The organism is Bacillus sp. EAC (genome assembly GCF_002156875.1).
Lineage (GTDB): Bacteria > Bacillota > Bacilli > Bacillales > Bacillaceae_G > Gottfriedia.
The window spans coordinates 70710-85000 of record NZ_NCSY01000008.1 but is presented as its reverse complement, the minus strand read 5'-3'; the positions used below and the strand labels follow the sequence as shown (position 1 = coordinate 85000).

At 33.8% G+C, this 14291-nt stretch carries 11 protein-coding genes and 1 rRNA gene (1 of these 12 only partly in view); 5 read left to right on the top strand and 7 right to left on the bottom strand.

What is annotated here, in order from left to right; translation table 11 throughout:
* A 16S ribosomal RNA gene (locus B7R65_RS14520) occupies positions 1-415 on the bottom strand; it reaches 1135 nt to the left of the window's first position.
* 435 nt (positions 416-850) lie between these two features.
* Between B7R65_RS14520 and B7R65_RS14515 the strand changes: the two genes are divergently transcribed.
* Together B7R65_RS14515 and B7R65_RS14510 are read left to right on the top strand one after the other, a co-directional pair.
* A complete protein-coding gene (locus B7R65_RS14515) occupies positions 851-1579 on the top strand; it encodes a YwaF family protein (RefSeq protein WP_088043515.1) in 729 nt (242 codons plus the stop codon).
* A gap of 111 nt (positions 1580-1690) precedes the next feature.
* Entirely contained in the window at positions 1691-2050 is a 360-nt protein-coding gene (locus B7R65_RS14510; RefSeq protein ID WP_088043514.1) for a YgzB family protein, read from the top strand.
* 39 nt (positions 2051-2089) lie between these two features.
* Here B7R65_RS14510 and B7R65_RS14505 read toward each other — a convergent pair whose 3' ends face one another.
* From B7R65_RS14505 to B7R65_RS14480, 6 genes are all read right to left on the bottom strand, one after another.
* On the bottom strand, positions 2090-2527 hold the full coding sequence (locus B7R65_RS14505) for a Fur family transcriptional regulator (protein ID WP_088043513.1): 438 nt from the start codon (positions 2525-2527) through the stop codon (positions 2090-2092).
* A gap of 380 nt (positions 2528-2907) precedes the next feature.
* A complete protein-coding gene (gene bcp / locus B7R65_RS14500) occupies positions 2908-3369 on the bottom strand; it encodes a thioredoxin-dependent thiol peroxidase (protein WP_088043512.1) in 462 nt (153 codons plus the stop codon).
* 25 nt (positions 3370-3394) lie between these two features.
* A complete protein-coding gene (locus B7R65_RS14495) occupies positions 3395-3802 on the bottom strand; it encodes a potassium channel family protein (RefSeq protein WP_088043511.1) in 408 nt (135 codons plus the stop codon).
* A 53-nt stretch (positions 3803-3855) separates the two neighbouring features.
* On the bottom strand, positions 3856-4641 hold the full coding sequence (locus B7R65_RS14490) for an ABC transporter permease (RefSeq protein ID WP_088043510.1): 786 nt from the start codon (positions 4639-4641) through the stop codon (positions 3856-3858).
* 3 nt (positions 4642-4644) lie between these two features.
* Positions 4645-5436, bottom strand: a complete 792-nt coding sequence (locus B7R65_RS14485) for an ABC transporter permease (protein WP_088043509.1) — start codon at positions 5434-5436, stop codon at positions 4645-4647.
* Positions 5429-6442 (bottom strand): ABC transporter ATP-binding protein, encoded by a 1014-nt coding sequence (locus tag B7R65_RS14480; RefSeq protein ID WP_088043508.1) that lies wholly within the window; start codon positions 6440-6442, stop codon positions 5429-5431. The genes B7R65_RS14485 and B7R65_RS14480 overlap by 8 nt, the downstream gene beginning before the upstream one ends.
* Before the next feature lie 270 nt (positions 6443-6712).
* Between B7R65_RS14480 and B7R65_RS14475 the strand changes: the two genes are divergently transcribed.
* The 3 genes from B7R65_RS14475 (at position 6713) to B7R65_RS14465 (ending at position 14251) form a co-directional block, all read left to right on the top strand.
* Positions 6713-8014: a glutamate-1-semialdehyde 2,1-aminomutase gene (locus B7R65_RS14475; protein WP_088043507.1), complete on the top strand. Its 1302-nt coding sequence runs from the start codon at positions 6713-6715 to the stop codon at positions 8012-8014.
* Positions 8015-8112: 98 nt separating this feature from the next.
* Complete coding sequence (locus B7R65_RS14470) at positions 8113-12507, top strand: glutamate synthase-related protein (RefSeq protein ID WP_088043506.1); 4395 nt, start codon at positions 8113-8115, stop codon at positions 12505-12507.
* Between the two features lie 649 nt (positions 12508-13156).
* Positions 13157-14251, top strand: a complete 1095-nt coding sequence (locus tag B7R65_RS14465) for an FUSC family protein (RefSeq protein WP_088043505.1) — start codon at positions 13157-13159, stop codon at positions 14249-14251.
* Positions 14252-14291 lie beyond the last annotated feature (40 nt).

Below are 14291 nucleotides of genomic sequence, written 5' to 3'. Positions count from 1 at the left end.
GTTCACGCGGCGTTGCTCCGTCAGACTTTCGTCCATTGCGGAAGATTCCCTACTGCTGCCTCCCGTAGGAGTCTGGGCCGTGTCTCAGTCCCAGTGTGGCCGATCACCCTCTCAGGTCGGCTACGCATCGTCGCCTTGGTGAGCCGTTACCTCACCAACTAGCTAATGCGCCGCGGGCCCATCTATAAGTGATAGCCGAAGCCATCTTTCAACAAAGGAACAGGAGTTCCTTTGTGTCATCCGGTATTAGCTCCGGTTTCCCGAAGTTATCCCAGTCTTATAGGTAGGTTGCCCACGTGTTACTCACCCGTCCGCCGCTAACCTGCAGGAGCAAGCTCCTACAAGTCCGCTCGACTTGCATGTATTAGGCACGCCGCCAGCGTTCGTCCTGAGCCAGGATCAAACTCTCCATAATAGTTAAGTTTAAATCTTGTTTTGCTCTAAAACTAATAATTGACGTTTTACTTCATGTTTTGTTTAGTTTTCAAAGATCACTCATCGCTCGTAAGCGACTTTTTTATACTAACATTATTTTAAAAGTATGTCAACTTTTCATTAACAATTATTTAAGTAATGTTTTTTATTCTTTCAAGTGCCGCACGTCTTGGCGACATAAAATAATATAACATCGTAAGACTTTATCGTCAACACTTATTTAAAACTTTTTCAAAAAAATAATCTTACTAGAATCCAAAGCTGCACCCATCTTCTTCAAACAACATATTTTAAACAATTTAATTTAGGACTACTATAATTTATATCAATTGAGATGAATACATTAAATAAGAAAAACAAAAAACAAATCAGATTATCGCATTCACCTACATCAGATAGATTAGAGGTGTTTTGAATGAATGGTTTTGTATTGTTTTCAAAACAGCATATCACTACTTTACTATTAATAATTCTTTTTATATTTGTATTGTTTTATTTTAGAGAGTTTATTAATAAGAAGAAAAGAGTAGATATTACAATTCGCGCAATTTTAATCATTTCAATGCTAACAGTTGAATTTCTACTTTACGGTTGGCTTATTAATACGAATAAATGGGACTGGGGAGATTCCTTACCTTTACAATTATGTGGAATTTGTATGTATTTATGTTGTTATTCACTTATCACAAAAGACTATAAAGTATATGAAATCATCTATTTTTGGGGATTAGCAGGTGCACTACAAGCTGTACTCACTCCAGATATAACATATGGTTTTCCTCATTTTAAATATATCCAATTTTTCGTTACCCACGGTGGGATTATACTATCTATCGCTTACATGACATTTGTCTTTAAGTTCTCCCCTACATTTCGTTCATTAGTAAGATCCTATATTTGCTTAATTTTAATCGCAATTCCTAATTACTTACTTGATTACGTAATCAAAGGCAATTATTTATTCTTAAGAGATAAACCAACTGGGGCTAACTTATTAGATTTTTTTGGTCCTTGGCCATATTACTTAATTGTTTTAGGAATTTTATTAATCCCTTACTTTTTAGTTTTATATCTTCCACATCAAATTTCTAATTTAATAAGAAACAAATCTAATCATACTTCGAAAGATACTTCTATCGATTAATTAAGTTTGATACCTTACAGGCTGTGATATCAATACTCAAAATTAATTTTAGTTTGAACTAACAGTTTAAAACCCATTTATGCTATATTTACATTGAATGGGGTGGAAGTATTGGCAAAAAAGAAAAGTAGTAAAATTAACAATATAAGAACGTTTGCACTTTCATTATTATTTATCGGATTCATCATTATGTACGGCGGGGTTTTCTTTAGAGAGCATAAAATCGTGATGACTATTTTTATGCTTGTCGGTTTCTTAGCTATTATAGGAAGTACAGTTGTATACTTTTGGATTGGGATGTTGTCTACAAAGACAATTCAAGTTGTCTGTCCAACATGTAACAAAACGACTAAAATGCTTGGCAAAGTCGATATCTGTATGTATTGTAATGAACCACTTACATTAGATCCTTCATTAGAAGGAAAAGAATTCAATGAAAAATATAATAGCAAACGTAATGCTAAACAATAATAGAATAAAAAAGCACATTACATTATGTAATGTGCTTTTTTATGATAAGTTTTTCTCTTTACAAGTCGGACAAATACCGTATACTTCCATTCTATGATTTGTTACTTCAAATCCTGTAACCTTCTCAACAAAGAAATTAATACCCTCTAATCCATCATAATGAAAGTCATTCATTTCTCCGCACTTTTCACAAATGATATGATAATGATCAGTTGTTATATAATCAAATCGACTAGAAGAATCACCGAAGTTTAATTCTTTAACCATTCCTACTTCACGTAATACTCTGAGATTATTGTATACAGTTGCAACACTCATATTTGGAAATTTTCCCTCAAGTGCTTTATAGATTTCATCAGCAGTTGGATGAGTTCCACTTTCAATTAAATATTCTATAATTGCATGTCTTTGAGGTGTAATACGCACGCCGCTATTCTTTAAATGTGAAATTGCATCTTGAATATTCTCTTTATGCAACGCCGTCTCCCCATTTCTATAATAAATTAGTTCATTTTTAAATACCTTATTAATAGTTTATTCAACTGCGAGAATATTTGTCAACTTTTTAAGAAAATCCTAAAATAAATTTTGACTGATTATGAAACTGTGTTGCATTTAAATGCTGTGATTTCTTATGCGATCTATTTTTAGACATAAAAAAGGTGCGAGATTTCTCTCGCACTTCAATATGCTATCATCTGAGGAGGTATGCCCTATACAGTAATATATTCCTCCACACTTTAAAGGTATAGACGAAAAGCTTGATTTAATAGATAAAACATTTAATATTTCATTAATAAACATCGATTAATATATCTCACTATACTTTTATCTAATATAACTAGTACAAATTCTAACTACTTTACAATTTGACTATAAACATCCTCAACATGGTTTTTAACTCTTACTTTCTGCCATACTTTTTCAATAATTCCATTTTCATCAATTAAAAAGGTTGTTCTTTCGATGCCCATGTATTCTTTTCCAAAGTTATTTTTAAGTTTCCATACATCATAAAGTTTCGCTACATCTGTAGACTCATCTGATAATAACAGAAATGGTAACTCGTATTTCTCAATAAACTTTTGGTGTTTTTTTATGGGATCCGGACTAATTCCTAAAATAACGGTATCACTGTTGCTAAATTTTTCATAAGAATCTCTAAAGTCACATGCCTCGGTTGTACATCCCGGTGTCATATCTTTTGGATAAAAATATAAAACAATTTTCTTACCTTTATAATCTGCCAATGAGATTTCTTCTCCATTATTTGCAGGTAATGTAAACTCAGGTGCTTTCATTCCAATTTCAACTGTCATTTTATTCTCCTTCTTAAAAACACTTTTACCGCTCTTCCCGGAATACCTGTAAAACAAAAGCAGCAGGCATTGTGTAACCGATGAGCGCTTCAATCATAGCAACCCATCTGCCAATTCCAACCGGTACAATATCTCCATACCCAACTGATAAAAGTGTAATTGCACTAAAATATAAACACAAGCCCATTATATGATAATTCGTACCATCAATAGGAATAGTATGCTCAATTAAAATTGGATGAGGTCCTCTTTCCAGAATAAAATAGACGGCACTAAAACCAATTAATACCGTTCCATATATTAAAAATAATAATATATAGCTATTTATTGAAATAAGTCCCTTACTTACTTTGGTTGTTGTTGTAGTCCATAAATAAAATAGACTATATAAAATCGTAAATATAGCGATAAAAAAGAAAAAAGCAGTTCCCATTTCAATCACCTCATTTCAATTTATGAAACAAGCTATTGAAATAGAATACATGCTTAATTCCCTGCACCTCTATATTTTTTGACACCTTGATTCCAAAGAATTACAGAAAAAATAAAGACGATTAAACCCATAATTGGTGTTAAAAATGAATAGACATACCATTCGCTTCTACGCAAAAAATAAGCTGCAGGATATACACCAACAAACGCAAAGGGCAAAATCCACGTTAATACAAAACGAATGATTGGATGATAAATATTAATTGGATAACGACCATAGTTACCTATGTTGTACATTAATGGCATAATAGAGGTTCTTGCATCTGACCAAAATCCTATACTCGCTAAAGAGATAAAAATTCCCGCATATACAAGCATTCCACCAATCGCCATAATTACAAATAAGATTGGATCATACCAGGTAAATGATAGTCCTAAATTCGTTCCCGCATACAACATTATAATTAAACCAGTTAATGCTCCAAGCAGTGACTCTAACTCCATTTTTTCTAATACAACTTGAAATAGACTATGAATCGGTCGTGTCAGTATTCGATCAAACTCACCTTTTACAATATATCGATCATTAAAATCCCAAATATTAAAAAATGAAGCAAACAACGCAAAAGGTACTAAGAAGAATCCATAAATGAAAACAATCTCATCTCGATTCCATCCTTCGATAAGTGATGTATGATTAAACACTAGTAAAATAAATATTAGATTTACTGCTTGAGCCATTAAATCTGATAAAAAAGACAAGAAGAAGTTTGCTCTATATTGAAATTTTGTTTTTAAATATTGACCTGAATATTGGAAAAATATATTTACATAAAACATTCTTTAACCTCCTTGTACAACAAGATGTTTTTTAGCTTTATACCATATAAAGGTGATAGGGATACATAGAATAAGTACCCAAGCAAATTGAAATAATAGTCCTTTTACAATTAAATCACCTTTAATCCCTTGAGCAAAAATCATACTTGGTATATAACTAATCCCTTGAAATGGCAAATACTTCATTACACCTTGTGCCCATAAAGGAAAGAATGTTATAGGTATCGTTAGTCCTGAAAACAAATCAATAATAACACGCTTTGCTTGAATAAACCCCATGTTATTTTGAAGAAAGAATGCCATAAGACCTGTTAATAAATTTAATTGAGTATTGATTGCAAAACTGAAAACAGACGCGACCAAAAATAAAACTAATGTAGTCAGATCAAACGATACATCCAATCGAAAAATTAAAGCCACGATAATAAAACCAGGAATGGAAAAGAAAAAGAATCTAAATATCCCTTCTCCTAATCCTTGCATTACTTTTGTTAGCAAGTAATTGTAAGGTCTTATTAATTCAATTGCTACTTTACCTTCTACAATTTCTTCAGCAATTTCTCGATCAAGATTATTAAAATAAAATGCTCTTGCCATCCAAGCAATCGCAACATATGTTGTCATTTGATTAACTGAAACGCCTTGAATTGATCCTTGATTTCCATAAATAGCTTTCCACAAGAAGAAATATGCACCAATATTGATAGTATAAATTATGATTCCTGTATAATAATTAGTCCGATAAGCTAACATCATCAAGAAACGAATACGAATAATCTCTAAATACTTACTCATTACCCATACCCTCTTGATATATATTTCGAATAATTTCTTCTGTTGAAGTTTCTAATATCTTCATGTCTTTAACTGGATGAGCTTGTACTACTTTTGCGATAATCATTGAAATCAATGTTTCATCATTTGGTAATGATACTGTCCAAACATTTTCCCCTTCTTCCTCGCGCCACTTCACATCGGATTGTCCAATTAATTCATTTAAATCGTTATTACTTACTTTCTTAATAAATTGGAATTGGATTTCTTTTCCTTCTCCCCATTGCCCTTTTAATTCATCAAGCTTACCATCATAAATGATTTTCCCTTCATCTAACATCACTACTCGATCGCATAGCGCCTCGATATCTGAAATATCATGTGTAGTTAATAAAATGGTCGTACCGTATTTTTGATTTAATTCCTTTAAAAACTCTCTGATTTTTAATTTCACTAACACATCCAAACCAATTGTTGGCTCATCTAAAAATAGTAAAGGTGGATTATGAATTAATGCCGCTGCTAATTCACATCGCATTCTTTGACCAAGAGATAATTTTCTTACTGGTTGATCTAACAACGGCTCGATATCTAATGTTTTAATGATATATCCCATATGCTCTTCATATTGCTCTTCAGGTATTTGATATACTTTTTTCAGTAGTCGAAAAGATTCCTGTACAGCAATATCCCACCAAAGCTGAGACCTTTGACCAAATACAACTCCAATTGATTTAACAAATCTTTCTCTCTCTTTTTGAGGATGGTAACCATTAACTTTTACATTCCCAGAAGTTGGTGTTAAAATGCCCGTTAACATTTTAATTGTTGTCGACTTACCTGCACCATTTTCTCCAATATAGGCCATCATTTCGCCTTTCTTTACAGAAAAGCTTATATTATTAACCGCTGTTTTAGTCTTATAATTTCTTGTAAATAGATCTCTAAACGCACCTTTTACACCTGAGCGACTCAAGAAAGTTTTGAATTCTTTGTGTAAATTTTGCACTTCAATAATGTTATCCATCAAATTTCCTCCATTTTTTATTCCGTCGCTAAGTGTATTTGAAATGTGGATTAAGTACAATAAAAAAGTACTGAGAAGTATTTTCCAATTTTTTTGCCAATTCACCTTAAAAAATACAGATTGTCCGAAATGTTCAAATTTCTTTTAAAGTTGTAAAGGCTTACATTTACCACACATAAAAAATTCGTGCTAGAATGTAATTTAACGAAATAAATAATGTAAAGATGCCGGTTAAAGTCTTTCGTTTTAATAAACAATGGGAGGTACTCCATGAATTATCAAAAATCAATTGAAATACATAATGAAGCTTTAGAACATATTGTCGGCGGTGTAAATAGTCCATCGAGATCGTTCAAAGCAGTAGGTGGCGGTGCACCAGTCACAATGAAGCGTGCAAAAGGCGCATACTTTTGGGACATTGACGGTAATCAATATATTGATTATTTAGCTGCATATGGACCAATTATCACTGGGCATGCGCACCCACATATTACAGAAGCAATTACAAAAGCAGCTGAAAACGGTGTTTTATACGGAACTCCACATGAGCTTGAATTACAATTCGCAAAAATGCTAAAAGAAGCTATTCCTAGTATGGATAAAGTCCGTTTTACGAATTCAGGTACAGAATCTGTTATGACTACGATTCGAGTTGCAAGAGCATATACTGGCAGAACAAAAATTGTTAAGTTTGCTGGTTGCTATCATGGGCATTCAGATTTAGTACTTGTAGCTGCTGGTTCTGGTCCTTCAACACTTGGAACACCTGATTCAGCAGGAGTTCCGCAAAGTATCGCAAACGAAGTGATTACTGTTCCATTTAATGACGTTGAAGCATATGCTGAAACAATGGAAAAATGGGGTCATGAAATTGCTGGAGTACTTGTCGAACCAATCGTTGGAAATTTTGGTATCGTTGAGCCTAAAGAAGGATTCCTAGAGGCAGTCAACGAAATTACCCACAATCACGGAGCACTAGTTATTTATGATGAAGTTATTACGGCATTCCGTTTTATGTACGGTGGAGCACAAAATCTATTAGGTGTTGAACCCGATCTAACAGCTCTTGGAAAAATTATCGGTGGTGGTCTACCGATTGGAGCATATGGCGGTAAAAAAGAAATTATGGAAACGGTCGCTCCACTTGGGCCTGCATACCAAGCTGGTACAATGGCTGGAAATCCTGCATCGATCGCGGCTGGTATCGCCTGCCTTGAAGTATTAAAACAAGAAGGTGTTTATGAAGAACTAGATCGACTAGGTACTATTCTTGAAAAAGGCATTCAAGCAAAAGCAGATGAACATAATATTCATATAAAAATTAATCGTCTAAAGGGTGCACTTACGGTTTACTTCAATGTTGACGAAGTAACAAACTATGAAGAGGCTAAACTTTCTGATGGTGAAGTATTTGGTCGATTCTTTAAATTACTATTAGAAGAAGGTATTAATTTGGCACCTTCGAAATATGAAGCTTGGTTCTTAACAACCGCTCATACTCAACAAGATATCGAAAAAACAATTGAAGCTGTTGGAAATGCGTTTCAAAAGTTAGCTATGATTAAATTATGATCTAAATGGGGTCACTACGAATTTTTGAAGTGACCTCATTTATTACATATATAATTCAGAATAATCAAAATTCTCAACTGTAAATAGGAGGTAATTACATGAATCAATTTAAATCACAATGGTCACCTAGTCTTTTTAAAGATTATATTAATCACGAACATGACGCTTGTGGAATTGTTGCTTTTATTAACAGATCCTTATCTCAATCAAGAGAAACAGTAGATGTAGCATCCGAAAGCCTAAGGAAAATGAATCACAGAGCTGGTTTTACGAACGGTGAAGGTGATGGAGTTGGACTACAAACTGACATTCCTACACTCATTTGGGAAGAAAAACTTGCAAGTGTTGGAATTAGCTCAGAAATTGTTTCACATCCATCGTTTACAGTTGGTCATTTCTTTTTAGATGATCAACCAGATCAACAGAAACAATCTTTACTTCAACTATTTGAAGAAAATGGTTATGAAACTCTATTTCATAGTACTAATCAAACAAACTCTTCTGCACTTGGCCCGATTGCATTATCAGTTGAGCCTGAGTTCTTACAGGTAGCCCTTCTACCTATCAAAAATCGCAATAATACATCTCTCTTCGATCTCGCAAATATTATAAGTGAATTAACAAAAGTCACTGTTGTCTCACTCAGTCAATCTACAGTTGTTTATAAAGTAATGGGAACAATCGATACTTTATTATCATATTATTCTGATTTACAACATCCTAATTTCCAATCTTCAGTTGTAGTAGGTCATAACCGCTACTCAACAAATACAACATCATCATTTTCAAGAGTTCAACCATTTAGCATATTGGCTCATAATGGGGAAATAAATACAATTGAGCAATTGCGAGTTGAGGCTAGACAAATAGGTGCAAATATTCAATACGGGAATAGTGATTCACAAGATGTCAACATTACCTTAGAAACACTTATTCACAAACACGGATATTCATTAATGGAAGCAATGGAATTATTATTCCCACCTGTACCAGCGGAATTTGAAGCAGACGAAAAGTACTCTTCCATTTTCCATACAATCAGAAGTGCATTCGGTCCTTACTGTCAAGGACCTGCTGGAGTTTTAACCCGAGAAGGAAATGAATTTGTAGCAAGTGTTGATGCATTAGGTCTACGTCCAGTTTGGTTATTAGAAACCAAAAAACATTATGTATTTTCATCAGAACAAGGTATTCTTTCTCCGGAATCGTTTATCGCTGAACCTCACGCATTATCACCTGGAGAGAAAATTGGAATTAATTTATCTAAACATTCAGCTCAGTTATTGCATCATAGTGAATTAGTTGAAAAAGTTACTAGCAATCTGAATGAAAGATTAAGCATGAATCTTTCTACTAATCTAGCAAACTTAAACAATTTAGAGGTTCATGCCCCCCCTACTATTCATCCATTTGAATACGGAGCATTTGGTTGGCATAAAGAGCAAATCCAGTTAGTTGAACAAATGGCCGAAAAAGGTGCAGAACCTATTCGCTCATTAGGTCACGATGCACCATTAGCATGTTTAGATGAAGGTAGACGAAATTTAGCTGATTATATGAAAGAAACAGTGGCAGTTGTTACAAATCCTGCTATCGACCGTGATCGTGAGACTGAACATTTCTCTACTTCAGTCATTTTAGGAAAAAGACCATCAATTGTCGAAAAGGGTTCTGGTATCGTTTTATCCCTCTCTTCTCCGATTTTAGGTGATGGTTTTATTGGGAGAACTTTAAAATCGAAACGATCGCAAATTTCTTATGAAGAGATATTAAATGTTTACAACTTAGAAAATAAACTTATTAAAATAAATAGCACTTTTTCTAAAATGCCTATTGAAGAAACTTTATCTCAATATAAGTACGAAGTAATTGAAGCAGTTAAGAATGGTGTTGAATGTATTGTAATTACTGATGAAGAAGCACATAAAGACAATCAATTTTGGATTGATCCAGCTCTAATTACTAGTACAATTCATAATGGTTTAGTGAAGGCAAAACTAAGAAGAAATTGTTCTATTGTGCTAAAAACAGCTGCGGTTCGAAATCTGCATGACTTAATGGTAATGAAAGGCCTAGGTGCAGATGCGATTAATCCGTACTTCCTATTCGGTACAATTTCTGAAATAGATGCACCTGAAAAAATTATTAGCTTATATGATGTTTTAAATAAGGGAATTGAAAAAGTCATCTCTACGATAGGGATGCATGAGCTAAGAGGTTATGCAAAAATGTTTAGTAGTATTGGGCTTCACGAAAATGTTGCTTCAGCTCTAGGAATAATTAATTTCTTTGGAGAGAACGAGGCTACTGGGTTTAGTAAACTTGAAGAAGATGCTAAAAAGCGCTATGACGATTACAACTCAAATAATTCTCAAATGCATAAGCCATTTCATGTTTTCCCTAGGATTTGGAAAGCGATAGGTGAAACAGCTCAAACAGGAAGCTATGAAACTTATCGACAAAAGCTAAATCAAATCGAAGAAGAGCGACCAACTGCAGTACGACATGCACTTTCGTTTGTCGAAAGTAGTTCTCCGATCGATTCAAATATCGTTTCATTAGAAGTTGGCACTCATTCATTACCATTTATTATTAGCTCGATGTCATTTGGATCACAAAATGAAGTCGCATTCCGTGCTTATGCGGAAGGTGCAAATCGTCTTAATATGATTAGCTTAAATGGTGAAGGCGGAGAAATTCAAGATATGATTGGCAAATACCCTACTACTCGTGGACAACAAGTTGCCTCTGGACGATTTGGTGTAAATGCCCATTTACTTCATTCATCTAACTTAATTGAAATTAAAATCGGTCAAGGTGCAAAACCTGGTGAGGGTGGACATTTGCCTGCTTCAAAAGTTACAAAAAAGATTGCAGAAACAAGACACGCAACACTTGGTTCAGATTTAATATCTCCATCAAATAACCATGATATATACTCAATTGAAGATTTAGCTCAAATGATTAGTGAAATTAAAGCAGTTAATCCAAATGCAAAAGTCGCAGTTAAAGTTCCAGTTGTACCAAATATCGGTACGATTGCAGTAGGTATTGCTAAAGCTGGTGCTAATTTTATTAATATCAGTGGATTTGACGGTGGTACAGGAGCAGCTCGCGTTCACGCCCTACAAAATGTAGGTCTTCCAGTAGAAATCGGAGTACGTGCATCACACAATGCCCTGTTGGAATCTGGCTTGCGTAACTCAGTTGAAATTTGGGCAGATGGTGGAATGAAAAGTGTAAATGACGTTGTAAAAATGATGATATTAGGAGCTAATCGCATCGGATTTGGTACATTATCTATGATTGCTATTGGTTGTACTACATGTCGTGGTTGTCATTTAGATACTTGCCATGTCGGTATCGCAACTCAAATTGAAACAGAAGTAGAAGCAGTTCGACATGGGTTACGCAAATTTACACCAAGACAGTTAGAGACTGCAGTTTCTAATTTAGTACAATTTTTTAACGCATTTAAAGGTGAATTACAAGAGATCGTTGGGTTACTTGGTGTAAGAAATGCACAAGATCTTGTAGGGAAAACTGAATTCTTAAAACAAACGAGATTTTTAGATACATTAAATCTTAGTAATTTACTATCCCCTGTTCAAATTGAGGATAAAGAATATGTTCTTTCAGATGGTGAATCTGCAAAATCACTTCAAAAGAATGGTATTGGTGCATATGCAAAAGTTGACAATGAATATCGCCATGCAGGAAGTTTATTAATTCATGATTTAGTCATTCAAAAGCAAACGGGTGGTACTGCTTCTCCAATAGAGTTAAGTTTTGAAGACCAATCCATCCCAGGAAATGGATTAGGAACTTATACAGTCGATGATTATTCTGTTTATGTTCAAGGCGGTGCACAGGATGGTGTTGGTAAAACTGCACTTGGCGGAACAATCTTTATTAGTAAAGCCAAAGGTGCTAATGGTCAATACTTCGGTGGATCTGTAGGTAAATGTTTTGCATACGGTGCCCAAAAAGGACAATTTTTTATTCAAGGAAATGCAGATTCTCGCGCAGGAATACGTTTATCTGGAGCAGATGTTGTCATCGGTGGTCGCAATACAGAAACCCAATCAACATCAAAGAAGATAAGACTTGGAGCTCAAGCAAATATTAACGGATTTGCCTTTGAATATATGACTGGTGGTCGAGCAATTGTTCTCGGTGATCCAGGTCCATGGATGTGTGCTGGTATGACCGGAGGAGTTATTTATGTCAGAAATTCTCCAGAATTAGGTCTTACAAAAGAAGCTTATCAAAATCGAATGGCTAAAGGTGCAAGTGTGAGTATTTTACCAATTGATGAACTTGGAAAACGGGACATCCAAGAATTACTCGAAAAATACAAATCACTTTTATCTTTTCATAATCAAAAAGAAGAGGCTCATTTCATCCAACAATTAATAGAAAATATTCAAGAAAACTTTTTACAAATCCGACCTAAAAAAGAGCAGGCCGATCCTTCTGTTTCAACAGAATAATTCAAAAAACAGTTTAAATTAATCAAAAAAAAGAAACGTCATCAAATTGTCGTTTCTTTTTTTTGGTGCTTCTATCTTCAAGCTGTTTTATTAAATTTAGGAAGTTTATTTAAAGCAAACTGTAAATAAAGAATATGATTAGAAAGGAAGGTGCGAGACTCCTGTGGGAATGGCGGGACAGGTGAGACCCCGCAGACGTGCCGAGGAGGCTCATCACACGCCTCACTAAAAAGCGAGCATACTGGAGTGGAAATCGACGAATGCCTTTTTTAACAGAGACAAAGTTTACTTAAAAGACCGCTTTTTTTGTTATTTAATGATCGATTGTACCACTAAAGTATCTGCGATTTAGGAGAAATATTTTAAATTTCTCCATTAAAAGGAAACTCGCTAATTAATTAAGGTTTCTTTCTTAATTTGACAAATAATTTAAACTTTTTATTCCTTCCATTATTTAACTTAATTTCTTAAAAATATATATTGATAATGCGTGTAGTTCATTGTATAGTAACAAGAGTTTCCAAAAAGATATACGGACTTTAATTTTTGGGAGCATCATTTAACAAATAGTAGATTCATATTATTATAGTTGAATGTTCTTTATTCAATACAAGTTCACTTGAGCTAGACAAACAAAAGGAGAACTACAATGAGATTAGGAGCGCGTGTTTTAAAAACTGGTATAGCCATTACGCTCGCCATTTATAGCGCGATATTTTTTGATTTATCAACTGCTTCAATTGCAGGTATCTCTGCTATTTCGGCAATGAAATCGTCAGTAAACCAATCGTATCAATCACTGATTGAACAACTACAAGCTAACTTTATTGGTGCATTACTTGCGATTATTGCTGTTATTACTTTAGGTAATAATCCAGTTATTATTGGATTTACCTGTATTATCGTTATTATTATTACACTAAAACTTAAACTAGAAAATACAATTGCTACAGCTCTTGTAACAGTTGTCGTCATTATGGAAGTTAGTACAAGTAACGAAAACTTTGCCATATTTACTTTTGACAGAATTTCAGCAGTAATGATTGGTGTACTTGCAGCTTCGTTTGTAAATATCTTCTTAATGCCACCAAACTACGAGAAAAAATTATCTCGCGGTATGATTTCAATAACTGAACAAACAAATAAGTTAATGATGATGGCTTTACACAAAACTGTAAGTCATACTGGATTAAAAGAAGATATTTATCAATTAAAAGAAATCATGCGAAATGTCACGAAAATATATCGATTATATAAAGAAGATCGAATTATTATTGGTCGTAAGAAAAAAGAACATGAAAAATCTAGAAAAATTGTATTGTTTAGACAGATGCTTCTAACTGCAGATAACGCATTTGATACGCTAAAAGCGTTAAATCGATTAGAATATGAAATCAATAGTAGTCCAAAAGAATTCCAAGAGATTTTAAAAAATGAATTGACTTGCTTAATGCAATATCACGAGCATGCCTTGATGAAACTAATTGGGAAAGTTAATGTAGAACAAACTTCTCCTCTTCATAGAGAAGAGAATATATTAAAAGATAAATTAATGAAGGCTTTTTTAGATCATCATGATTTAAACGATGAAGAAAAACAAAGAACATGGTTGCATCTTTTCCAAATCGTTTCTGCTATCTTAGAATATAGCGAAAATGTTGAACACTTAAATACACTCGTTGATAGTCATCAAACTTATCACAAGGAATATCAGCTGCAAGTTGAGCAACAAGAAACAATGTAAAAAACCATAAAAATAAAGCCTCCAAATGGAGGCTTTTTAT